Origin of the sequence: Metabacillus arenae (genome assembly GCF_014773385.1) — a bacterium.
In the GTDB taxonomy this organism is placed as follows: domain Bacteria; phylum Bacillota; class Bacilli; order Bacillales; family Bacillaceae; genus Metabacillus_D; species Metabacillus_D arenae.
This window is the reverse complement of record NZ_JACXAI010000048.1, coordinates 1-24349: the sequence shown is the minus strand read 5'-3', so window position 1 is coordinate 24349 and position 24349 is coordinate 1. Positions and strand designations below refer to the sequence as shown.

At 38.6% G+C, this 24349-nt stretch carries 19 protein-coding genes; 14 read left to right on the top strand and 5 right to left on the bottom strand.

The window, feature by feature from the left end:
* The first annotated feature begins 50 nt into the window (after positions 1-50).
* A complete protein-coding gene (locus tag IC621_RS23835; RefSeq protein WP_191162174.1) occupies positions 51-1703 on the top strand; it encodes a sodium:solute symporter family protein in 1653 nt (550 codons plus the stop codon).
* A 71-nt stretch (positions 1704-1774) separates the two neighbouring features.
* Here the strand turns inward: IC621_RS23835 and IC621_RS23830 are convergent, their stop codons facing one another.
* The 4 genes from IC621_RS23830 to IC621_RS23815 form a co-directional block, all read right to left on the bottom strand.
* Positions 1775-3109 carry an FtsX-like permease family protein gene (locus IC621_RS23830; protein ID WP_191162171.1) on the bottom strand — a complete coding sequence of 445 codons (1335 nt, stop codon included), beginning with the start codon at positions 3107-3109 and terminating at the stop codon, positions 1775-1777.
* 264 nt (positions 3110-3373) lie between these two features.
* A complete protein-coding gene (locus tag IC621_RS23825) occupies positions 3374-4111 on the bottom strand; it encodes an ABC transporter permease (protein ID WP_191162168.1) in 738 nt (245 codons plus the stop codon).
* 63 nt (positions 4112-4174) lie between these two features.
* Entirely contained in the window at positions 4175-4906 is a 732-nt protein-coding gene (locus IC621_RS23820; RefSeq protein ID WP_191162167.1) for an ABC transporter permease, read from the bottom strand.
* Positions 4907-5830, bottom strand: a complete 924-nt coding sequence (locus IC621_RS23815; RefSeq protein WP_396653116.1) for an ABC transporter ATP-binding protein — start codon at positions 5828-5830, stop codon at positions 4907-4909. It abuts the gene before it with no gap.
* A gap of 314 nt (positions 5831-6144) precedes the next feature.
* Between IC621_RS23815 and IC621_RS23810 the strand changes: the two genes are divergently transcribed.
* The 6 genes from IC621_RS23810 to IC621_RS23785 all read left to right on the top strand — a co-directional run bounded on the left by IC621_RS23810 (position 6145) and on the right by IC621_RS23785 (position 15167).
* Complete coding sequence (locus tag IC621_RS23810) at positions 6145-6855, top strand: response regulator transcription factor (protein ID WP_191162165.1); 711 nt, start codon at positions 6145-6147, stop codon at positions 6853-6855.
* Entirely contained in the window at positions 6852-7823 is a 972-nt protein-coding gene (locus IC621_RS23805) for a sensor histidine kinase (RefSeq protein ID WP_191162163.1), read from the top strand. Before IC621_RS23810 ends, IC621_RS23805 begins: the two co-directional genes overlap by 4 nt.
* Before the next feature lie 224 nt (positions 7824-8047).
* Complete coding sequence (locus IC621_RS23800) at positions 8048-8815, top strand: ABC transporter ATP-binding protein (RefSeq protein ID WP_318153115.1); 768 nt, start codon at positions 8048-8050, stop codon at positions 8813-8815.
* 709 nt (positions 8816-9524) lie between these two features.
* Positions 9525-9656, top strand: coding sequence for a type A2 lanthipeptide (locus IC621_RS23795; RefSeq protein ID WP_191162159.1), 132 nt, complete (start codon positions 9525-9527; stop codon positions 9654-9656).
* 145 nt (positions 9657-9801) lie between these two features.
* Positions 9802-13008 (top strand): type 2 lanthipeptide synthetase LanM family protein, encoded by a 3207-nt coding sequence (locus tag IC621_RS23790; protein WP_191162156.1) that lies wholly within the window; start codon positions 9802-9804, stop codon positions 13006-13008.
* The gene (locus IC621_RS23785; protein ID WP_191162154.1) at positions 13005-15167 is read left to right on the top strand and encodes a peptidase domain-containing ABC transporter; all 2163 of its coding nucleotides are present in this window, start codon (positions 13005-13007) and stop codon (positions 15165-15167) included. Before IC621_RS23790 ends, IC621_RS23785 begins: the two co-directional genes overlap by 4 nt.
* A 359-nt stretch (positions 15168-15526) precedes the next feature.
* Here the strand turns inward: IC621_RS23785 and IC621_RS23780 are convergent, their stop codons facing one another.
* On the bottom strand, positions 15527-16102 hold the full coding sequence (locus IC621_RS23780; protein ID WP_191162152.1) for an AAA family ATPase: 576 nt from the start codon (positions 16100-16102) through the stop codon (positions 15527-15529).
* Between the two features lie 205 nt (positions 16103-16307).
* On the opposite strand from IC621_RS23780, the gene IC621_RS23775 reads away from it, so the two are divergent.
* From IC621_RS23775 to manA, 7 genes are all read left to right on the top strand, one after another.
* Complete coding sequence (locus IC621_RS23775; protein WP_191162150.1) at positions 16308-17093, top strand: IclR family transcriptional regulator; 786 nt, start codon at positions 16308-16310, stop codon at positions 17091-17093.
* A gap of 22 nt (positions 17094-17115) precedes the next feature.
* Entirely contained in the window at positions 17116-17760 is a 645-nt protein-coding gene (locus tag IC621_RS23770) for a bifunctional 4-hydroxy-2-oxoglutarate aldolase/2-dehydro-3-deoxy-phosphogluconate aldolase (RefSeq protein ID WP_191162148.1), read from the top strand.
* Between the two features lie 107 nt (positions 17761-17867).
* Complete coding sequence (locus IC621_RS23765) at positions 17868-19127, top strand: MFS transporter (RefSeq protein ID WP_224752774.1); 1260 nt, start codon at positions 17868-17870, stop codon at positions 19125-19127.
* Positions 19128-19773: 646 nt separating this feature from the next.
* On the top strand, positions 19774-20760 hold the full coding sequence (locus tag IC621_RS23760; protein WP_191162144.1) for a Gfo/Idh/MocA family protein: 987 nt from the start codon (positions 19774-19776) through the stop codon (positions 20758-20760).
* Positions 20761-20834: 74 nt separating this feature from the next.
* Positions 20835-21137, top strand: a complete 303-nt coding sequence (locus tag IC621_RS23755) for a hypothetical protein (protein WP_191162142.1) — start codon at positions 20835-20837, stop codon at positions 21135-21137.
* Positions 21138-22032: 895 nt separating this feature from the next.
* On the top strand, positions 22033-22938 hold the full coding sequence (locus tag IC621_RS23750) for an ROK family protein (protein WP_191162140.1): 906 nt from the start codon (positions 22033-22035) through the stop codon (positions 22936-22938).
* 7 nt (positions 22939-22945) lie between these two features.
* Positions 22946-23890: a mannose-6-phosphate isomerase, class I gene (gene manA / locus IC621_RS23745; protein ID WP_191162138.1), complete on the top strand. Its 945-nt coding sequence runs from the start codon at positions 22946-22948 to the stop codon at positions 23888-23890.
* Positions 23891-24349 lie beyond the last annotated feature (459 nt).

Sequence of the window (24349 nt, the reverse complement as noted above, 5' to 3'; positions counted from 1 at the left end):
GTTAAGAGTAGGATAAAAGTCGATTAACAGCCGAAAATAGGAGGATGAGAATGGATACACAATTTTTAGTGTCATTGACCATTATTCTGGCAACGTTTGCACTGTATATTGGGATTGCCATTTATAATAAAGCAAAAGAAACATCTGATTTCTATGTAGCAGGCAGAGGAGTTCCGCCAATCTTTAACGGTATGGCGATTGGAGCAGACTGGATGAGTGCTGCTTCTTTTATCGGAATGGCGGGAACGATTATGCTGCTTGGCTACGATGGGCTAGCGTACATAATGGGATGGACGGGGGGATACTTGCTTCTGACCTTCCTGCTGGCCCCTCAATTAAGAAAGTATGGGCGCTACACTGTACCTGAATTTATTGGAGACCGCTACGAAAGTCATACAGCACGTGTTCTGGCAGCAGTGTGTACAATTATAATCAGCTTCACATACTCAATTGGACAATTATCTGGTTCAGGCGTTGTGATCGGGCGGCTGTTTGAAATTGATGCTAAAATTGGAACTTTAATCGGGGTTGTTTTAATCGCGTTCTACTCAGCCTTTGGAGGGATGAAGGGAATCACCTGGACACAGGTGGCGCAATATATAATTCTGATTATTGCTTATCTCATTCCAGTTATTTTTATGTCGCTGCAATTAACTGGAAATCCGATGCCTTGGTTTTCTTATGGAAGGATTATTGAAGAAATGGGCGAGCTAGATAGGCAGCTTGGCATTTCGGAATATTTTGCTCCCTTTACAAACGGGACAAAATGGCAGTTCCTTGCTCTTTTGTTTACATTAATGGCTGGTACAGCGGGGTTGCCTCATGTGATCGTTCGTTTTTATACCGTTTCTACGATGAAGGCAGCCCGTTGGTCAGGAGCATGGGCTCTTCTTTTTATCGGCTTGCTTTATTTATCCGCTCCTGCTTACGCGGCATTTTCACGCTTCATCCTCATGAAAAATGTTGTGGGCCAACAACTGAATGCACTTCCTGTCTGGACTGAGACTTGGGTTAATACAGGAAAACTGCAATTAGCAGATGGGAATGGAGACGGAATTCTTCAATGGGAAGAAATGATCATCTCAAATGATATCGTCGTTATGGCAACACCTGAAATCGCAAACCTTGGAATGTTTGTCATTGGCCTTGTGGCGGCAGGTGCAATGGCTGCGGCCCTTTCAACGGCCGGCGGGTTAATGATCGCCATTTCCTCCTCCTTTGCTCATGACATTTATTATCGCGTATTAAAGCCAGGTGCGACTGAACAAAAACGGTTGTCAGTTGCCCGCTGGTCGATTGTGATCGCCACACTGCTAGCTGGCCTTATCGCTTTAAATCCACCAGGAGCCATTACGCAAATTGTTGCTTGGGCATTTGCGCTGGCATCGGGAACATTCTTCCCAGCATTATTGCTTGGAGTCTGGTGGAAGAGGTCAAACGAAAAAGGTGTTATTTCCGGAATGCTCGTCGGCCTTGGTGTGACCTTAGCCTACATCTTTGCCGCAAAATATGGCGGATATACAATTGGAGGCATCATTGATACGGGTGCAGGTGTATTTGGTGCAGCAGCTGCCATAATAACAAATGTCATTGTCTCTCTTTCCACAAAAGCACCTTCTCAGCAAATACAAGAAGAAGTCTTAAACCTCCGTTATCCTGAGCAAATGACATACAAAGACGGGGAAGTGTGGGTGGATAAATAAAATATTACAGCCTTTGCTAAATGGTCCCGGTACTGTAGCCGGGATCCTATTCGTGTAAATTTATTTTCATATCAATTGTGGATTATTATGTCCTTTTTGATTTGAATAAGATAATGTGCTCGCATAATCAAAAAGTAAACAACTTGTATAATAAAGAAGCTTCCAAGAACGAGAATGGATTCTAATGCAAGGGGATAGCTAAACATATTCTGCATGGCTGTAAGCGAAACTGCCCCGTGTATAGTTGCGACAAGGATAGGGAAGAAAAAGAGTAAGGCTAGACGCAATGTAATGATCGTCGACAATTCCTTATCTGTAAGACCCAGCTTTGCTATTGCCCCAAATTGGCGTTTATCATCTTCTAAATCTGTATAAAGACGGAAATAAAGAAAGCTCCCAGACGAGATAAAGAATACAGCCCCAATAAATAGACCGATAAATAAGACGATATCGATTCCCTGCCTTGCGATCACCGTCGTTTCAATCAACATTGTTCGAATTCCCACCAGTGTACCGATAGAGGAAAATGTAATCGTTAAGACAATGGTCACAATAAAAAACATTTGAGCATTATCCTTCATTCGATAAATTAGGTAAGAAAACACAACCAGATTTGTTTTGTGCTGATAAATCCGTTTCTTTTTTCTGACCCAGTTGAGGAAATACACGCTCAGCTGTGTATAAAATAAATAAGTTCCGATAATGACGATAATTGTAACAGGAATCATCGCAAAGAAAACCATTGCTTCTTTTACAAGCAAGGCAATTGTATATCCTAAACCTAAAAGAATAACAGCAAGATAGGAAAGTGCCCGCGATGCTTTTGGGGTAGGCTTCGGCTTTGCTCCTCCAGTAAAAAGATCGATTAATTGACTCCCTCTTACAAAGGATGTAGTAAAAATTGAAATGAACAAAAAGAGTATGAAAAATGAAAGAAACGTTAGTAATAAAGCCTGCCAAGGAAAGTAAAAGGGCAGCTCGCTCGTCATCCCTAAGGCACGTTCGCTTATTAGCAGCAGCAGTTTGGCAAAAAGTAATCCGATTAGAATGCCAGAGCTTGTTGCGAAGAAACCAATGAGCATATTTTCTAAGAAAACAAGCCTTCTTAATTGCATATCAGACATACCATTAATAGCTAGTATTCCGAATTCCTTTTTACGAGATTTTAAGAAAGCACTCATAGAATACAACACAAAAAAGATCGAAAAGATATAAATGATCAATTCTGCAAAATGCATGCCAAACGATACATATCCGCCAATAATATCAATGGTAAAAGCCGGATGAAAGGCAAATAGCGCATAGATAAAGAATACAGAAACCGAAAAGACACTGCTTAGAAAATAAGCGGTATATACTCTTTTATTCCTTACGACATTTATCAAAGCTAATTTGCGGAAAGTCATTTTTACTCCTTTCAATTAGAGAAAAGCCTTTTTGTTTAGTTTCTTTAAGGTAAATGTACGGTGAGATTAGAAAATTTGCAGGTGCACCGAGAAAATTAAACAGTAATCAAAAATATGGACATTTTGGGGAAATGCCCCTCCCAATATAAGATTCTCATGGTGCCCCGAAAGCGGAAAAAAAGAGCAAATCGGTCACCATAGAGGGTCACGGTGCATCGTCATCGGGATTATCCTGAATATAAAAGCCATTGATTAGGTAACGTTCTAAGCTTCCTGACGACGAAATAATTGATAACCGATAGCTAATAAACAGACAAAAGCAACTAAGGAAACACTTAACAAATAAAGAGCCGAGACATTTCCCGTTCCTTCTGAACTAGGTAAGAGTGTAATAGAAGGAAGGGACCAAAAGTAATACTGTCCATATGAGGTATTGGTGATCACGACACTTGCAATGGATGCTGCAAGGCTGATTCCAACAGGGATACCTATATTAGGAAACCGGATACTAAGGATCATTTGAAGCGCTAAAATAGGCAAGCATGTTACCCAGCAAATAAGGGTACTTACTGCTAAGCTTTGATAGGGGATGACTCCCACATTCACGATAGTTGCTGCAATGATCGTACCTAAATATAAAATTAACATAGATAAACCAACCAGCAAAATATGAATAATTGATTTGGCAGCATAAATCAACTTAAGATCCATTGGCAAAGTGAATAAATACTTCCAATTGTTTTCAGAGTGTTCAATACGAGATAACCATACTGCCATTACTGCGATCGAAAGCGGCAATAGTAAAAGTCCGTAAAATGTGACAATCTGACCGAGTAATTTCTCCCAAGGAACTGCGTTGCCCTTTAGAAATACATCTTGATAACGAACGAAGTTATAGGCACCGAAGATTACCATTAACAGCGGCGCCGCAATCATGAACAACCAAACATACGAACGTTTTAATTTCAAAAACTCCATCTTTAATACATTAAAAAAATTCATGATTTATTGCCCTCATTTCTCCCTTTTCTCCAGATAACCGATAATTGATAATTCAATGCACGCCTATATATCCCGGCGGGCGAATTCCCGATAGCCTGCCCCTAAACATAAAAGTCCGATTAAAAGGGACTGTACCATGTACCAGATAATGTTAATGCCTTCATTTAAACGTATTGGCAGGACTAGATACGGATAGACCCATGGCAGCCATCGAGTAAGAGCCGATTGAAGCAGGAAAATCGCTGCTACTGTCCCGCATATGGCAACAGCAAGCGGGACCCCGGGATTATTGAAATGAATACTGAGCCAGAACTGGATTGTCAGAACAGCAAATGAGCCGATAAGCGCTGCCCCTAAAGTTTGGATTAATTGCCCAAATGGAATGTCACCAGGAAGATTTAATGCCATTGAACTAATGACCATTCCTACCGCAAGCAGTAACGTACTAATACTTAAGAAAAAGATAACTAGAATGATTTTTGCGAAATAAACATCTCCGCGTTTAATTGGGAGGACTAATAAGTATTTCCAATTGTTTTCTGAATTCTCGGTCATAATCAGCATGCTTGAAAGTACGGCAGCTAGTATCGGAAGGATGAGAACCGCCCATATGACGGAATGCTGTTCAATAAAAATTGTCCAAGGAACATCGCCTTCTTTTACAACACTTGAATAACGAATAAGGAAATTCGCATATTGTAAAAGCAGGATGAGCAAAGGGGCTAAAAGGATTGGGAATACGATCCAATTATTTTTAAGCTTCATCCATTCTGTTTTTAATAGATGCCCAAACACTTATAACGCCCCCTCTCTTCCAGTTAAATCGAGGAAAATCTCCTCCAAGGTTTGTACTTTTGAAACCACATGAGAAACTTCAAAACCATTGATGACAAGCTTTTTGTTAATGGATGACACCGGTTCCTTTACGTCTTCTATAAACAACATATCATCTTTAACCTCAGCATGTAATTTTTGCTGAGCAAGAAATTCCTTTGCTTTAGCTAAGTTATTTACTTTGATCTCTACTATCGGTTTGTTATCCCCTCTCAAGCCTTCCAATGTTCCGTGGAACTTTAGCTTGCCAGACTGGATGATCCCTACGTGGGTTGCAACCATTTCAATTTCAGCAAGATTATGGCTTGAAATTAAGACGGTAATTCCAAAGTCTTGAGGAAGCCGTTTAATCAACTGGCGAATTTCATGGATTCCGCTCGGATCAAGCCCGTTTGTTGGTTCATCTAAAATTAATAGCTCAGGGGAACCGAGAAGGGCCAAAGCAATTCCCAGCCTTTGCTTCATCCCTAATGAATATTGCTTTACCTGCCTATGAGCTGCTTCAGTTAAGCGGACAATCTCCAGCACCTCATCAATCCTCTGTTTTGACACGCCTAAAATTTCACTAGAAAGCTTTAAGTTTTCATAGCCTGTTAAATTACGGTAATAGGAAGGTGCTTCAACTAATGCACCGACTCTTCTTAGTATGTCTATACGGTTGTTATCAAAGGATTTTCCAAAAATCTGAACATCACCCTCTGTCGGCTTCATAAGACCAAGCAGCATTCTTATGGTTGTCGTTTTTCCTGCACCATTGGGTCCGAGGAAGCCGAAAATCTGCCCCTGCTTAATTTGCAAGTCTACATGATCAACAGAGATTTGATCCCCAAATCTTTTTGTTAATCCATTTGTAGAAACTAATACTTCGCTTGACATATTGTTCATTTCTATCCCTGCCCTTTATGTTGTTTTTAAGAGGGAAAATAAGCTTATAAAGACAATTACCTCTTTGAACACATGATTATAAATCTAAGTATAAGAGTGAGAAAGCTCTGCTGCTATCGATTAATCTTTCATTTTCTTACAGTTTTGTAAGGTAAGAGGTACAGGTTTAAATAGCCTCAAAATCACTTAATTTAAGATAGAAAATTATGCTAAAATGTTATGTTACAGAGCGAGTTGAAGAAAACCCACTGCATTCGCTGTGGGAGTATAAGAATGAGCTTTTCCCAAAATGCCGATGACAAGGAGGATATTGGATGTTTAGAATTTTGATAATAGAAGATAATCTAAAGCTTGTACAACTTTTGGAGGATTATATTCAAAGATACGACTTCGAGACATTTGCTGTAAAAAACTTTGAGTCAGTATTAGAAGATTTCAAAAGATTTTCACCGCATATCGTGCTCATAGATATTAATTTGCCAAAATTCGACGGCTATTATTGGTGCAGACAGATTCGCAAGCATTCAACCTGTCCTATCTTGTTTATTTCTGCCCGGGATGGAAAAATGGAGCAGGTGATGGCAATGGAAAATGGTGCGGATGACTTCATTACAAAGCCTTTCGATTATGATATTGTCTTAGCAAAAATCAATAGTCAATTAAGAAGAGCATATGGGAGCTATGCTTCTAACCAGGTAGGAGGAACACTTACACTCGATGGATTATCCCTCGATGTTGGCCGACTTTTATTACAACACGATTCGGACAAGGTCGACTTGAGTCATACAGAGGTCAAGGTTTTATATGAATTAATGAGTCAATCTGAAAACGTTGTAAGCCGTGAGCAGCTCCTTGAGAAAATATGGGATGATGAAGCTTTTGTTGACGATAATACATTAAATGTTTATATGACGAGAGTCCGAAAAAAGCTATCAAAACTAAATATCCAAGAAGCCTTGGTTACGGTCCGTGGACAAGGATACCGCCTTATTCCAAACTGGGGAAACCGGAGAAATAAGAAATGAAATTATTTATTCGTGACCAGCTTGCTCTTTTTTTCTTCTATATGGTTCAGCTATTCTTCACCCTCCTGGTTTTTTGGCTGGATGGCTACACTCAAATAGCAACTTTATTATATGTTTGTCTATTAAACTTAACTTTCCTTATCGGGTATTTGTCCTTTCGATACATACGAAACCGGTCGCTTTATAACAGCTTGTCAATATCGCTGTCTACACTGGATGACATGAGGTTTGAGAATCAATCTGCTCCCTTGCCGAAAAGCTTTGAACGTCTGCAGAAAGAACAAATTCAGTACTATAGTCAGGAGATTGATAATTATAAACAAAAGCTTGATAACCATGTCCAGCTTATTAATCAAAGTGTTCATCAATTGAAAACGCCACTTGCTGTCATGCAGCTAATGGTACAAAACCGTAACGACTCATTCTCGGCTTCACTTAATGAAGAACTGGATCGATTGAAAAATGGATTAGAATTAGTGTTGTACAGTACGCGTCTTGACACATTTGAACGTGACTTTTCCGTAGAAGCCCTTAATTTGAATACGTTTGTCCGAAATACAACCTCGACGAATAAGCGCTTGTTTATTCGAAGTAAAATTTACCCGCAAATTGAAATCGATCAATCGCTGACAATTGTATCTGATGAGAAATGGCTTACCTTTGTTCTTATGCAGCTCATAACAAATGCGGTTCGTTATACGGATAAAGAAGGAGAAAGGATTCTCTTTCAGGGACAGGTTGTTGAAGGACAAACCATATTGGAGATATGTGATCGCGGTGTCGGAATTCCTCAAAGTGATTTGCCCCGTGTATTTGACCCTTATTTTACAGGTGAAAATGGCCGGATTTTTCAGGAGTCTACTGGTATGGGTCTTTATCTTGTCAAACAGGTTCTTGATCATCTAAACCATCGAATCGAAATCGAGTCTGTTTTGCACGAAGGAACTACAATACGTATATTTTTTTGATAGAGGAAGAAAGGTTTTAAGTTTATGCATTAAAGGAAGTGACAGATGCCCAGCGCATCCAGCTGACCTCTCACGGTAAGCTTTGCATACTAACGATATACGGGCACTGGCGCTTTTTTGTTGAAAGAGCTTACAGATCTGTAAGCAAAGTGTAAGATAAATCAATTTTATCTGTAAGAGGAGATAGGTAAAATGAGGATAGATAACAGCAGGGAGGGAATATGGTGAAGGTATTAGAAATTCAACGGTTAGGTAAAGTATATAGAGGCAAAGTACCGCACCGCGCTCTCGATAACATCAATTTTTCAATTAATAAAGGCGAATTTGTGGGAATAATGGGGCCGTCAGGGAGCGGTAAAACAACCCTTCTAAACTTACTGGCTACAATTGATGAACCAAGCTATGGCACGATTTTCATAAATGGGAAAAACCCTCATTCCTTCAGCCGTAACGAGAAAGCGATGTTTCGGCGAAATGAGCTCGGTTTTGTGTTTCAAGACTTTAATTTGCTTGAAATGCTGACTGTTGAGGAAAATATTATTCTTCCCCTTGCACTGAATGGCGAAACTCAAGATACGATGGAACAAAAACTAGTAAAAGTGACAAAAAAGCTTGGGATTGAAAAGCTTTTAAATAAATACACCTATGAAATTTCAGGAGGGCAATTACAGAGAACGGCGATAGCTCGAGCAATCATTAATAGACCATCAATGATTTTAGCAGATGAACCAACAGGAAATTTAGATTCAAAAGCCTCAAAGGATGTAATGGAAGCTCTTTCAGAGATTAATAGAACAGAGCAAACCACCACATTTATGGTGACCCACGATCCAGTAGCAGCAAGTTATTGTCACCGAATCATCTTTATAAAAGACGGGAAATTATATAATGAAATTTATCAAGGTGATAATCGTCAACTATTTTTTCAAAAAATACTTGACCTCTTAGCTTTGTTAGGTGGCGACAACCATCTCTCGATGCCCCATTCTTAGGAAATTTTCGCAAATCTTTGTAAAGGTGAGAAAATTTAGCCTTCTAAAAAGAAATCAGGTTTTTCTCATATTCTTTAAAAGGGGAACTGGACTATGAACAATTATTTTCAAAACCATGGCAATTAATTTAGAAACTCTAGCAATTAATTCAAAAACTCTTGCAATTAATTCAGAAACTCTAGCAATTAAATCGGAAACTCTATCAATTCCGTTCTCGCGGACATCTATCCGGTCTTGAAGCAATAGGTGAATTACTGTTGAATCTAAATATTGTATGAAGAATTTGCGGCAATCTCGTCTCCCTCCATACTTTTGTTACAATTTTACCCAAGTCAAATGACCTATTCCCCGGTCAAAAAAATGTTATCTCTTTCCTCTCGACCAAGCCCTTTTAAACCTAAAGTGAAATCTACTATAATCTTCCTATAATGGTAAATTTACTGTTTCTTTATCAAACCGTATGACTTTTTATGTGTTGAAATAGCATAATTAGTCATAATTTTCTAAAATTTTATCTACTATTTTATTCCATTAAAGAAAAATAAGGACTATGTCACAAATCGACATACCTGTTACCTGTCCATTTTTTTCCATTATGTGATTAAATGTAATGATTTTCCAATAAACCTCTGTTAATTTCCAAATTCTGCGTTTATAATGTCAATTGTTAGGAGCCATGGTTGCTAAAAAATACTGAGGAGGAGTTAAAATGGAAGAATTGAAAAATGTAGTTGAAGTACTTTCTGATGAAGAATTACAAGAAGCTGCAGGTGCTGCTGGTTGCGGATGGCGCTGTACAATCACCGATGACTGCCCGAACAGTATTTTCGTTTGCTGCTAATGCTGAATTGTAATGTTTAAGAGGTTAAGGCAAGGGAGGATATGATCGCCCTTGCCTTATTTATTCTTTCGAGGAAGAAGTTTAGAAAATAAATAAGCTGCTTCTGAATAAACAAATAAATCTGTTTTACACGGGGAGAGATAATATGGCAAATTTGACATCAACCATAAATCCGGGAGCCCTTAAACGAGGTTTATATTTGAATGAACGTTTAATCGAAACTACTCACAAAAATGATCAAGAGTCAGAGTATGAATTGGAGTGGTATAAACGGACCGGCTTACCTATGTCCCGTGCTGAATACCGTTTATTAAAGGATGGATTGAATCGACAAGAGTTTCAAACTATTTTAAAGACGAAAGATGACCCGAATGAAAAGGAAGCAGTGGAATGGATTGAAACTTTAGAGAAAATCCTCGATGGTCCCCATTTACACATGGAGGAAATCCAATTTGAAAATGAACAATTACATAATCTCGAATTCCTTGCTTTTGTCCAGCCTTTTCTAAAATATATTCGTTCAGCAATCAACAAAACCTATCAAAACTGGAAGCTCAAACATACGACTTTATCCTTTGATGAATCTGTCATCCAAAAAAGTGTCCTTAAAGCTGCTTGTGAAGGGTTATTAGCTTTATCAATGAGAGTTCTCATCTACGAATTAAATCTTGCGCGGGTTGAGAAGCGTCTAAACGGGGATACTCCGGAAGCACGTTTTGAAGATTTTATCCATAATCATATTACGATGGAGAAGGATATTTATTTACTTTTATCTAAATATCCCGTCCTTGCCCGTCTTATGGTGGAAACGGCAGATAGATGGATGAGTTCGCTGTATGAAGCTATAGAGTTTTTCATAAATGATTTACCTGAAATCCGACGAACCTTTGAAGGAGATTTCACTAAACTTATCGGTATTCAAACTGGAACAGGGGACCTGCATCGCAATGGCCGCAGCGTGATCATCATGGAATTCTTATCAGGCACCCGTCTAGTTTATAAGCCGAGGCCAATGTCAATTGATTATCATTTCAATTGTTTAATTGATTGGATCAATGAAAAAGGTATCACACCTAAGCTTGAGCCTGTCCGTGTCCTTGTAAAAGCGGAATATGGCTGGCAGCAATTTACTGACTCTAAAGAGTGTGAGAGTTCAAATCAAGTAGAAGATTTTTACCGGCGTTTAGGGGCTTATATTGCTATTTTTCATATGCTTCATGCAACAGATATTCATATGGAAAATATGGTAGCATCTGGTGAACACCCACAATTTATTGATTTAGAATCTCTATTTACAAATTTTAATACAAACGCTGATCAAAAGCTGACTGCTCTGCAGAAGACATCTGAGGAATTGACACAATCTGTCCTTAGGACAGCTATCTTGCCAGCATCACTTTTCAAATCAGGTTCTTTCCGTTCGATTGAAGTAAGTGGAATAGGAGGACATGCTGGACAAAAGCTTCCTAAACCTATATACAAATTTACAGATAAGAAAACAGATAAAATGAGAATGACAAAGACAATAGGTTTTCACAAGGGGGCAAATAATCGCCCGAGGTATAAAGGGGAAGAAGTTCCTCCAGAAAATCATATTGATTGCATTGTAGAAGGCTTTGAGGACGCTTATATGCTACTGGTTAAAAATAAACAAGAGCTTTTAAAAATTGATGGGCCGATCATGGCTTTTCAGGATGATAAAGTTCGTACAATCCTCCGGCATACACAATCCTATACAACTATGTTAAGGGCCTCCTTACATCCAGATAATCTCAAGAATGGCCTCGATCGGGTCCGATTATTTGATTATTTATGGAGGGTCATTGAAGTAAATGAAAAGTTAGCCGGTACGACACCTTCTGAAACGCGTGATTTGCTGAGTGGGGACATCCCGTATTTCTATACTCGAGTTAACTCTTTATCTGTTTGGGACAGCGTTGACGAAGAAACAAAAGCCTTTTTTGAAAAATCGGCTCTTCATCATACATTGCAAAGGATAGAGAATTTTAATAGAAGGGATTGCGAGAAACAAAAAAAGTATATACAAATTTCAATGGCAACTATGTTAAAGCGTTGGGATTATAAAGAATACCGTAACGATGTGTCGAAAAAAATCCCCAAAAAATCAGCTGCACAAGATGACTTCCTTAAGCAGGCGGTGGCGATAGGGGACAAATTGCTTGAGTCAGCATATTGGGGAGATGACGGGGAAGACGTTAGCTGGATTGGTGTTGGAGCTTCCCTTAATGATCGCTGGTTATTCACACCTTTAGACGCAACTTTATATGACGGTGTTTTGGGTGTGGCGTTATTCTATGGTTACCTGTCTGAAATTTCTGGAAATGATCAGTATAAACAGGTCTCACAAGCTGCTGTAAAATCTGCCTTTGATTTTCTTGAACGATATGATGGATTAGGGTCGCTTTCAGCTTTTCATGGATATGCGTCTGTTGCTTACGTCCTCACTCATTTATCTGTTCTATGGAAGAACGACAGCTATATGGAGGAAGCGTTAGCAGCTCTTTATAAATGTGAAAAATGGATCCCAAAAGATGACATGTATGATTTAATTGGCGGTGTATCCGGGACGCTGTTAGTATCATTACGGCTATATAAATTGACTCATTCAGAAAGAGCACTCTCTATGGCCGTCAAATGCGGCGACCATCTTATTAACAATGCAAAATCCAGAGATGAGGGATACGGCTGGGTCTCATCATTAGATGATGAAACAGCATTAGTTGGCTTATCCCATGGAACAGCTGGGATTGCCTGGGCTTTATCAGAGCTTTATTCCGCTACGAATGACAAACGGTACCTCGAATGCAGTCAAAAGGCACTCACATATGAGCGCAGCATGTTTATTCCGGAAGAAGGCAATTGGGCAGACCTTCGTTACCGTGATGAAAGGAAACGACTTGGCATTACTACACCAGTCCAATGGTGCCACGGCGCGGCAGGTATTGCATTAGGCCGGTTAATGACAAAGCGCTGCTTGGAAGATGAAAAAATGAATGAAGAAATAAATACAGCCGTCAATACCACTTTACGTGAAGGCTTTGGTGGCAGCCACTGTCAATGTCATGGTGATTTTGGAAACTTAGAAGTCCTGCTATTAGCGTCAGAAGATTTTCAGGATCCTGCTTTGAAGGAAAAGGCCTATCAGATTGGGGCATCGATTCTTGAAGAAGCAAATGAAAAAGGGTGGTTCTGCGGTATCCCGCAAAATGAAGAAACTCCTGGACTCATGCTTGGTTTAGCTGGTGTTGGTTATGGACTCCTTCGGCTTGCCGCTCCATCAAAGGTACCTTCAGTAGTCGTTTTAGGTGGTCCAATGGAGGAGGGAAAATGACTAGAAATAGGCGTCGTATTCCATTCATTGAGCAGATGGAGCAATCTGAATGTGGATTGTGCTGCCTAGCCATGATCCTCTCCTATTATCAGAGTGAATATACACTTTCTGAATTACGCAATAACTGGGGAGGGGGCCGTGAAGGGATTAACCTTCTTATAATAAAAAAAATTGCCGAATCATTAAATCTCGAAACCTCTGCTCAGCGAGTCGCGGCAGAATACTTGGATAAAATCGAGCTCCCTGCTGTTTTACATTGGCAGGGTGATCATTTTGTAGTAGTAGAAAAGGTACGCAAAAATAAAATTTTTATATTGGACCCAGCAGCAGGACGCCGTGTCATCTTCATGGAAGAGCTTGATGATCATACACAATTTATCTGTTTATCTATGAAGCCGACTGAAAATTTAAAACGTCGTAAGGTGAAAAAAGTTTGGCGGGAATACATTCGATTTTTATGGGAAGAACCGCAGCTCGTTATGTCGATTATTGTCTTTTCTTTATTTGTGCAATTGTTGGCTGTAGCCACACCGATGCTTGTCCAATTTATTGTTGATCATGTGATAGTTGCTGAGAATAAGAATCTTATCGACCTTTTGGCCCTGCCGATTATCTTGTTAGTGGCAATCCAATTTGTGTTCTCCCTGCTCCGGACACGAACGGTGGTGAAGCTGCAAAATCGCCTGGATTTGAACTTGATGACAAGGTTTTTTAATCGTTTACTTAAACTGCCCTTTCACTTTTTTCAAATGAGAACAAGCGGAGACCTCATTCTTAGGGCTAATAGCAACATGATTATTCGCGAAATTTTATCAACTAGAACGGTCACAATGCTGCTTGATGGCGGCATGGTTTTGAGTTTTTTAGTTTATATGCTTTATAGCTCTGCCTATCTTTCCCTATATGTAATAGGCTTCGCCATTCTTCAAGTCGTTTTGACGATCATTAGCAATCGCTATATTAGCAGGTTTTCACAAGAAGAAATTTTGCGGCAAACCAAGGCTTCGAGCTATTTAGCTGAGGTTTTGCGGGGGATTTTGGTCGTTAAGTCTGAAGGGGTCGAACCTAGTGTTTATAAACAGTGGTCAGGCTTGTTTTTAGAGCAAATAAAAGCATCGCGAAAACGAGGCTTTTTTACTTCCTATGTCGATAGTACGATGCAAACATTGCGGATTGCGGCACCGTTAATCATCCTTCTATTAGGAACTAGAGAAGTAATGGCTGAGACCATGACACTAGGAGCTATGATGGCCTTTTATACATTAGCGATTAGTTTCTTTATACCTCTCACCTCTTTGGTCACAACGACGAATCAGATGGTGTTAATGGGTACTTATTTTAGAAGAATCCTTGATATTCTTGAAACAGAGCCTGAGCAGGATGACGATCGTGTTACTGACCCACATGTGTTAGAGGGGAGAATTGAACTTAAAAATATTGATTTTCAGTACAATCGATATGGACCTGTAGTGATTAAGGGAGTATCAGCTGTTATTGAACCTGGACAATTTGTTGCGATCGTAGGTACGACAGGGTCAGGAAAAAGTACACTTGCTTCCCTATTAATGGGACTATATCAACCAACTAACGGACAGGTTTTATTTGATGGTCAGGATATTACGAATATGGATAAATCTAAGTTCCGCCAGCAAATAGGTGTTGTTACCCAGCAGGTTCATTTGTTTAACTCATCAATCTATCAAAACATCGCATTTCATAATCCAGAAATCGGTGTGGAGGAAGTAATCCGTGCTGCCAAGCTTGCTGAAATCCATGACGACATTATGCTGCTGCCCATGAAATATCAAACCATTCTTTCGGAAGAAGGGAGTAATTTATCGGGCGGACAACGGCAACGGATGGCTTTAGCCAGAGCTTTAGCCCATCGGCCAGCCATATTGCTTTTAGATGAAGCCAGCAGTTCCCTGGACACGGTAACGGAAGAACGCATACACAAAAATCTGGAAGAATTAAATTGTACGAGAATCGTCATTGCTCATAGACTAAGCACGGTCAAAAACGCCGATATCATTTTAGTGGTGAACGAAGGAGAAATTGTTGAAACAGGCACACATTTTGAATTGCTGCATTCCGGACATATCTATCCCGAGCTGCACCGAAAACAAGTTGAGAAAAACACGGAGGGGGCTTTGACATGAGAAAAATCTTGCTAATTGCTGGAGTAAGTATTGCTGTCCTTTGATGATTGTGCTTGTGCAATTAAATTGATAACGGCGCAAATAATTTGGTGAAGGAGCAAACGATCCGATAACGATGCAAATCATTTGGCAAGGATGCAATTAATTCGATATGAAGAAGTAAATCAAAAGCCAATCCATTTGGTACATATTGATTGGCTTTTTGACGTTTTTAATTAATAATGCAGGTATTTATCCATCATTGATTTATCAATAGAATGATTAATATTGCATGAAAGAGATATTTGCAACGTTTGCACCACAACATGCTTTCATATTTCTGCCAAAAAATGAGGCTACTAATAATGGTTTAGCTTCTATCAAGACCTTAGCCTGAAAAATTGGTAGAGTTCTTCAGTATTTAATTCCTCCTTACTATTATCAAATTCTTTAATGGTCACATTATTCCAGAGGCATTTTTTTAGTTGAATATCCTTAATGAATCTTGCCCAATTATTAAATTTCCACTGGTCCCTTTCTAAACCGCGTTTCTGCAGACGTTCCTTTAGTATCTCGAAATCAACAGTAACATTTAAAACAAGAGGATCGATGTCATGCCATCTATATTTAGTTTGAAGATCAGATAGATAATTTTCATCAGCGAAATAGCTTAAAAATGGGGCGTCTAATATTACGGAATTTCCAAGTTTTAAATTTTCATTCGCAACATTCATAATCGTTTGGTATTCAAGGTCCATAACAATATCCTTATAGAAATCGCAATGATCTCTTGTATAGCGTGAGTATCCGTTCATTTCCAATAAAGTCCCTGTAAAAAGATTGCAAGTAATATCTTTATCAATATATGAAAAATTAAACTCCTTGGAGATGGCTTTTCCTATAGTAGATTTTCCAGATCCTGGACATCCAATTAAAAAAATAAGCTGTGGTTTCATAGTGGACTCCCTTTTAGGTTCGTATATACGAACTTAATTTGGTATTTAGAATAATACGACCTAATTATAGCGTTTACATTTTTAGAAAACAACGATAAAGTTTTGATTTATAATTTATTGACAGGGAATATTTAATTTGCTAAGGTTAACTGGAAGTTCAATTAAGTGAACAATGTTCGCATATGTGAACTAAAGGAGGTACTTAATGAAAGCGATTAAAATGAATAAATCTGCTGAACGTGTTGTTGATTTACTTATGTTGCTTGCCAAGAGCGAAGCACCATTAACCCTAAATGAAATTTGTCAAGAACTCAATTTTCCTAAGAGCAGTGGGTTTGAATTAGTACAAACACTTTTAGTTAAAGGGTTTATTGAGATTGATGATGCTAGATTGAAAACGTACCGTTTAGGGCTTAGAGCATTTGAGGTAGGAAGTGCTTATCTCTCGAACAGTGATGTCACAACTCAGGCAAGACAGCCGATCCAGGAATTAAATAGATTAATTGGAAGTACTGTTTTTCTAGGAACAGAAGACAGGGGGAAAATTGTTTACTTAGATAAGGCAGAGAGCCATTCTATCATGCGGCCAACTGCAAAGCTGGGATCTAGAAGGTATATGCATACAACTGGACTAGGGAAAGCACTGTTAGCTGCATTTTCTGATGAGAAAATTAAATTTATCCTTGAAAACGGGGAGATTGCCAGAAAGACAGAATATTCGAAAGTAACAATTCCAGATATTTTGGAAGATATGAGAGATATTCGAGTTAGAGGTTACTCTATTGATGATAGAGAGGACAATATTGAAATGTATTGTTTGGGTTCTGCAATCTTTGATCAATGGAATCAACCAGTTGCATCTATCAGTGTGGCAAGTTCATTTAACGGCATGAATGAAGAAAGAAAAAAAATGATCGTTGAGCTTCTTCAAAAAACGGCTTTAGAAATTTCAAAGAAACTAGGATACAAAGGTGACCGATTATACATTTAGCAAATTTATTGGAGGCAATGATATGTGGAAGAAATATAGCAACTTAAGGAAAATCTCTGAGACAGGTATCGTACTAATCGTTCGACTTGATGACGAAGAAGAGGCAATGAATGTAGCAGAAGCAGCAATTAAAGGCGGAATCAAAGTTCTTGAAATCACGATGAGTGTACCAAATGCCTTGGGAATTATAAGAAAATTATCTAACAAATATGAAGATGTACTAATTGGTGCTGGAACGATTCTCGACAGTGAAACAGCGAATGCTGCCTTATTGGCTGGAGCTGAATTATTGGTTAGTCCGCAGTTGAACCCAGAAATGCTTAAGATGGCAAATAGATATCAAGCAGTAACAGTAAGCGGAGCTTTTACTCCAACTGAAATCGTTGAAACGATGGAAGCTGGAGCAGATGTAGTGAAATTATTCCCTGCTGAATTCGTCGGTCCTGGATATGTTAAAACCGTGAAGGCTCCTTTATCACAGGCTGCCATAGTCCCTACAGGAGGAGTCACACCGCAAAATGCAGGTGAGTGGCTTAAGGCTGGCTGTGTAGCAGTAGGTGTCGGCAGTTATATTACAAAAGCAGCACAGCAGGATGGAGACTACGAGAAAGTAACGCTTGCAGCAAGAGAATTTCTTCAGGCTGTTTCAAATGCAAATAACATTTAAATGATAGGTTATCCGAGATTGTAAAGGTTTCGGATAATCTGAAACTAGTTATTTTTTATACTATTTTTAGATAGCGCTATCATTAAGGGTTTAGGGAGATGAGCATCATGAATAAAGACAATTCACAAAAAAAAGCAGGTTTGCGTTGGGGATTTATTATTCTTCTTTTAATTGGAGCTGTAGTAAATTATCTAGACAGATCAACCTTAAGTATTGCTAATACAACGATTGCAGAGGAATTTGGATTATCACAAACTCAAATGGGTTTTCTATTATCAGCATTTTTATGGCCATATGCATTAGCTAATCTTCCAGCAGGCTGGCTGGTTGATAAATTTGGTCCAAAAAAAATGTTCGCGTGGGCTTCAGGACTATGGTCACTAGCAACTGTTCTTTTTGCTTTTGCTAATTCATATTCATTATTCTATGCCTTACGGGTTGTACTTGGAGTAGCAGAATCTCCATTCTTTACATCTGGATTAAAAGTAACAGAAACATGGTTCGCTAAAAAAGAACGAGGATTACCAACCTCCATTATTAATACGGGTTCACAAATAGCCAATGCCATTGCTCCTCCATTACTTACAGTATTAATGTTGACCATGAGCTGGAGAGGCATGTTCATCATCGTAGGGGCATTCGGAATATTGGTCATGATTGTTTGGGTGAAATTGTACCGCAATCCAACAGAAACAGAAAGAAATATGATTAAAAATGAAGTGCAGCAAGAGGAAATAAAAAAAGAAAAACAAGCAACTTGGGGAGAATTATTCAAGCAAAAAACAACTTGGTTTATGGTAATCGGTAACTTTGGTATTATGTTTACGATTTGGGTATATTTAACTTGGTTACCGAGCTATTTAGAAATTGAACAAGGATTCAGCTTAAAAGAAACCGGTTTCATTGCGTCTATTCCGTTTATTGCCGGAATTATTGGAGTCCTGCTTGGTGGAATTATTTCTGATTCATTCATTCGTAAAGGTGTCCAACCAGTAACTTCCCGTAAAGTTCCTATTGTAGGTGGCGCGATATTAGCTGCTGCATCTGTTGCCCCAATTCCGTTTATTGAAAATACGGTGGTATGTATTGTTTTATTGTCTGTTGGTTATTTTGCTTCACAGCTGCCATCAGGTGTTATTTGGACGCTGGCTGCTGATATTGCTCCAAGTAATCAAGTTTCTTCCTTAGGAGCCATACAAAATTTCGGAGGCTTTCTAGGTGCAGCTCTTGCTCCGATTATGACAGGAATAATATTAGATCAAACAGGAAGCTTTAATAATGTATTCTTGCTAGGAGCAGGCTTCCTTCTAATTGGGGCTATCTCCTATGGGGTATTCTTGAAAGAACCAAAAGAAGTCATAAATTAATATAATAGATTTGAAGCTGTGATTCTTTATAAATTCCGCCTTTTGAAAGGGATTTCATGTAGAATAATTAAATACTCAGCATGAATATATGAATGTAAGAGTGTGATAAAAACAGAATATAAGTAGAGATACTCGTAAAAATAGAATCATATAAGAAAATGATTATGATCTTAAAGTAAAAAAGGATCTTCGATTTGAAGATCCTTTTTTTCATACTCAAAAGACACTTTATGTTAACTAAATTTGTAAGCGATATACATAGCTTCAAGTTCAAGGTTTAATACCAATCAACAGATTAAACGCTTTAATAAGAAGGAAAGAATTGTGGGTGTCTATTGAGTATCAGAAAGTGAATGCAATTTTAACTGATAACACTAAAAATGTAAGAAATCCCATTTCAGATTTTTTCATTTTGACAACCCCTTTGCCTTTGATACTATAACCATACAGGATTAAAAAAGACTTGTAAGCATTTTGGGGAGATTATCTAACATATTTTTTTGAAATGTTAGATATGATAACTTTATGATGTAATAAATAATAACATTAATTGTACTTTTCGATTGCAAGAATAATGTTTCCACAGCTAATAACATTTGCACCATGATAAAATAGAAGCGGACAATGAAACTTAGAGGTGATAAAAATGATTCGTTTCGGAATCGTAGGAACAAACTGGATCACAGAATCCTTTATTAAAGCAGCTAGTGAACACGAAGACTTCCAGCTTTCAGCAGTTTACTCACGGACACTAGATCGTGCACAGGAATTTGCTTCAAAATTTGGGCTCTCTACCACTTTTACAGATCTTCAAGAAATGGCAAAAAGTGATGCAATAGACGCAGTCTATATCGCAAGCCCAAACTCTTTCCATGCAGAGCAGGCTGTAATTTTTTTGAACCATGGCAAGCGTGTTTTATGTGAAAAGCCAATTGCATCGAACTCAGAAGAGCTTAGTCATATGATCAATGCAGCTAAGGAAAACAAGGTTTTATTAATGGAAGCTTTAAAAACAACGTTACTCCCAAATTTCAAAGCCATTCAAGAAAAGCTGCATAAAATTGGCAAGGTTCGCCGTTATTTTGCAAGCTACTGCCAATATTCTTCCCGATATGACGCTTACAAGGAAGGGACCGTCCTTAACGCGTTTAACCCGAAATTTTCAAACGGTGCATTGATGGACATCGGAATTTATTGTTTATACCCAATGACCGTACTATTTGGGGAGCCGAAAAGTGTGAAAGCGAATGGCATTATGCTTGAATCTGGTGTAGATGGCGAAGGAAGCCTCCTCGTAAACTATGGTGACCATGACGCGGTCGTGATGTATTCCAAAATCACAAATTCCCATCTGCCTACTGAAATTCAAGGGGAAGACGGCAATATTATCATTGATCAAATCAACACACCAGGAAAAGTAGAAATCCGCTACAGAGACGGCAGTACCGAAGACATCACAGCTAACCAAACATTTAGCAGCATGTATTATGAAGCAAAAGAATTTATTGAACTTATTAAAAATGGACAAACAGAATCCAAAATAAACTCATTTGAACATTCTATGATAACGGCCAAAATCATGGATGAAGCACGCAGTCAAATGGGACTTGTTTTTCCGGCGGATAATAAATAGAAGGACAAATTTAGATAGTTGTTTTTCTGTGCTGTAAAAATAGAAGGTGATCCCTTCTGATAAAAAGGCGAACAATGTATTCACTTTTCTTATTGTATATCTTTCTTAATGGTTGTTCTAACGAAAAATTTGGAGTTGACTTTATTGTAGAAAATGAAAAAGGACAACCTATTGAAGAGACTGTGGTAGATTTTAACTCATCTTCTGCTTATATAAACGGTAAAGCGAATTTAACAGATGAATACGGTAAGGTCACTATAATTTTAAAAGAAGGCAACTATACATTCGGAGTTCGTAAGGATCCTGGATATCCTTTTCAAGAGTTTAAAAGAACAATAACGAAAAACAGCAAAGAAATCGTATTAACATTAGAATAAGAATAGTTAATAAATGAAACCACTAACAAACAAAAGTTGGTGGTTTTTTAGCTTTTTATTCGTCGAATCCTTAAAAAATTCTAAGTTAAAACATAACCATCAATAACTCTTTTGTCAGCAAGACCTTATAAATTAATTAGTTTGGTATGAAATTCTTGGAATAGAAAAAGGAAGTCAAAGCGGCTGTCCAGGAGTTTATCAGCTCGAACTGGCACAAGAAGACGACAAGTTAGACCAGCTTGACTCAGATGATGGAAGTTCAGCTAATAAATAGGACATTCTCATAGGAAGGCTTGAAAATAATATTATTTGTACAAAAATCTCTGGAAATTGGCACGAAATTCTGATTACAGGAAACCAAACTAAGAAAATCGGTATCATTTTTCTCATATATCCTTAATAAAGAAAAGCACAACTGTATTTAAGCAGGCAATTTCCAGAGAAAAACAATAAAAAGGGAATTACAATCCTTCTCATATTCCTGTACAATAAAATAATGATGTAAACTATGTAACCCCTTTCTAATAGGATCTGAAAGTTTAAGTTAATTAAAGTATTAAAGTGAGATTATCGTTGTACAGTCCGACGGACAGGACTTGACATCTTTGCCTGACAGGCTCCATCCGCCCCTAGGTCTCATGAATCGGTCAAGAAGTTTTAAAAAAACATCATTCCAGCTTGACCGGGTGTATGTCGCTGAAGTTCTAGTACTGCTTTACAGTTTTCGTTCAAAAAGAGATTAGAAAATTTGAATGTTAATAGTGGTAGATTAAACTATAGACAATGAAAAATGTCTGAAAATAATGATGGCACCCTCTTAAAGAACAATCTAGCAAGTTGACTAAATAAGACACCATTAAATTAATTTATACAAAGGCCCAAAAGGAGGATTTTAATGTATTACGGAGGAATAGAAGCAGGTGGAACGAAATTTGTTTGTGCAATTAGTGATGAAAATGGAAAAATTATTGATCGGGTCCAAATCCCAACGACCATTCCAGAGGAAACAATGGGACAAGTGTTTGATTTTTTTCAGCAGTTTGAACTAAAAGCGATTGGGATTGGCACATTTGGTCCAATCGAAATAAATAAAAAAAGCCCGTCCTATGGGAATATAACTGAAACACCGAAGACCCCTTGGAAAAATTATCCATTTGTCAAAGCGATAGAGGAAAGATTCCAAGTTCCGGTTGGCTTTAATACAGACGTTAATGCAGCGGCTCTTGGTGAGGCGGCTCTTGGGGCTGCAAAAGGCTTGGATTCCTGTCTTTATATCACTGTTGGTACAGGCATCGGAGCTGGTGCTGTCGTGAATGGCCAGCTTCTTCAAGGCCTGTCTCACCCTGAAATGGGACATGTTATCGTTAGACGCCATGCTGACGACACTTATGAAGGGAAATGTCCTTATCATAAAGACTGTTTGGAAGGTCTTGCAGCAGGTCCAGCTATTGAAGCAAGGTGGGGAGAAAATGGACTTGCTTTAGCAGAGCGGACAGAGGTTTGGGAAATGCAAGCCTATTATATTGCCCAAGCATTAGTCCAGTACATTGTCATCCTTTCTCCTAAAAAGATCATCCTCGGCGGAGGGGTTATGAAGCAAAAGCAGCTGTTCCCACTCATCCATAACTATGTTAAAACATTATTAAATGATTATGTCCCTTATCCGGAGCTGAGTGAAAAAATTGATGAGTATATCGTATCACCAGGCCTTGGAGACAACGCAGGAATCACAGGATCGCTCTTGCTTGGAAAACTGGCATTAGAAGAGAAAGCTGCCAACGGCTTAACGGCTAGGGGGTAATTCATACATGCAACCCTTATTTTTAAAACCGCTATTTAAAGAAAGAATCTGGGGCGGAACTACACTTAAAGAACAATTTGGATATGACATACCTAATGACCATACAGGTGAATGCTGGGCGATTTCTGCTCATCCAAACGGTCCATCCGTTATCAAAAACGGTGAATTCAAGGGGAAAACACTGGACCAGCTTTGGAAAGAACATCCTGAATTATTTGCCCACACTGAAGGGAACGTTTTTCCATTATTAACAAAAATATTAGATGCAGGCGCAGACCTTTCCGTTCAGGTTCATCCAGGGGATGACTACGCCAAAAAGAACGAAAACGGAGAGCTCGGTAAAACAGAATGCTGGTATATCATCGATTGTAAAGAAGAAGCTGAATTAATCTACGGTCACAATGCGAAATCAAAGGAAGAGCTCGTTAGCATGATTGAAAACGGTCAGTGGGATAACTTGTTACGCCGTCTAAAAATCAAACCAGGCGACTTCTTCTATGTCCCAAGCGGAACAATCCATGCACTTTGTGAAGGCACACTTGTACTAGAAACACAACAAAGCTCTGACACCACATACCGCGTATACGATTATGATCGCATCGGTCAAGACGGGAATAAACGCGAGCTTCACCTGGAAAAAGCAATTGATGTCACGACAATTCCTCATGTGGACGGTACGAGCAATCAGCAAATTGAGCAAGTAGAAAATGCAGAAATCACAACATTTGTAAAATCTGACTTTTTCTCTGTATACAAATGGAGTGTACATGGTGAAGCAGCCTTTAACCAAGATCATCCCTTCATGCTCGTAAGTGTGATTAAGGGAAGCGGTAAGCTAATAACATCGGAAGAATCCTTTGATTTTGAAAAAGGAACTCATTTTATTTTGCCAGCCGGCTTTGGCGGATTTAAATTGGATGGGGAATGTGAATTGATTGTTTCTCATATATAAGACAAGAGGAGCAGATCCAGATGGGTCGGCTTTTTTTTATAAGATGAAATAGAAAAAGTTTACCCTGTAGAGGTATCATGATCGGCAGAAGCAAGAGACCTGTCCCATTTAATCCTTTATCGGCAAGTATAGCTTTTGCCGGGACAGAAAAAACCGGAACCTGCTAGTAAACCCTCTATAAGGACAGAATAATTTCCAACCTGGCCAGTAACCAGAGGATCATGCTCATAAAATATTATTTCGGCCAGTAAATTTTCTATCCAGCAAGAAAAAGTCAAGATCTGGATAAAAAATCCTTTCATACGAAAAGAAAAATGTCTGACCTGGACAGTAACATAGTATATGAGGTTAATTATAGAGAGAACTCGGTTTAGACCCCTTATTTTAGACACAAACTTTTATTTTCTTTGTTTATCGCAATATTTCATTTTCTTCTTCACCTTTGAGATTGTAGATGAT

Coding starts and splice junctions, on each gene's coding strand:
- IC621_RS23835 (WP_191162174.1), top strand. CDS start 51: ATGGATACACAATTTTTAGTGTCATTGACCATTATTCTGGCAACGTTT.
- IC621_RS23830 (WP_191162171.1), bottom strand. CDS start 3,109: ATGACTTTCCGCAAATTAGCTTTGATAAATGTCGTAAGGAATAAAAGA.
- IC621_RS23825 (WP_191162168.1), bottom strand. CDS start 4,111: ATGAATTTTTTTAATGTATTAAAGATGGAGTTTTTGAAATTAAAACGT.
- IC621_RS23815 (WP_396653116.1), bottom strand. CDS start 5,830: ATGAACAATATGTCAAGCGAAGTATTAGTTTCTACAAATGGATTAACA.
- IC621_RS23810 (WP_191162165.1), top strand. CDS start 6,145: ATGTTTAGAATTTTGATAATAGAAGATAATCTAAAGCTTGTACAACTT.
- IC621_RS23805 (WP_191162163.1), top strand. CDS start 6,852: ATGAAATTATTTATTCGTGACCAGCTTGCTCTTTTTTTCTTCTATATG.
- IC621_RS23795 (WP_191162159.1), top strand. CDS start 9,525: ATGGAAGAATTGAAAAATGTAGTTGAAGTACTTTCTGATGAAGAATTA.
- IC621_RS23790 (WP_191162156.1), top strand. CDS start 9,802: ATGGCAAATTTGACATCAACCATAAATCCGGGAGCCCTTAAACGAGGT.
- IC621_RS23785 (WP_191162154.1), top strand. CDS start 13,005: ATGACTAGAAATAGGCGTCGTATTCCATTCATTGAGCAGATGGAGCAA.
- IC621_RS23780 (WP_191162152.1), bottom strand. CDS start 16,102: ATGAAACCACAGCTTATTTTTTTAATTGGATGTCCAGGATCTGGAAAA.
- IC621_RS23775 (WP_191162150.1), top strand. CDS start 16,308: ATGAAAGCGATTAAAATGAATAAATCTGCTGAACGTGTTGTTGATTTA.
- IC621_RS23770 (WP_191162148.1), top strand. CDS start 17,116: ATGTGGAAGAAATATAGCAACTTAAGGAAAATCTCTGAGACAGGTATC.
- IC621_RS23765 (WP_224752774.1), top strand. CDS start 17,868: ATGAATAAAGACAATTCACAAAAAAAAGCAGGTTTGCGTTGGGGATTT.
- IC621_RS23760 (WP_191162144.1), top strand. CDS start 19,774: ATGATTCGTTTCGGAATCGTAGGAACAAACTGGATCACAGAATCCTTT.
- IC621_RS23755 (WP_191162142.1), top strand. CDS start 20,835: ATGTATTCACTTTTCTTATTGTATATCTTTCTTAATGGTTGTTCTAAC.
- IC621_RS23750 (WP_191162140.1), top strand. CDS start 22,033: ATGTATTACGGAGGAATAGAAGCAGGTGGAACGAAATTTGTTTGTGCA.
- manA (WP_191162138.1), top strand. CDS start 22,946: ATGCAACCCTTATTTTTAAAACCGCTATTTAAAGAAAGAATCTGGGGC.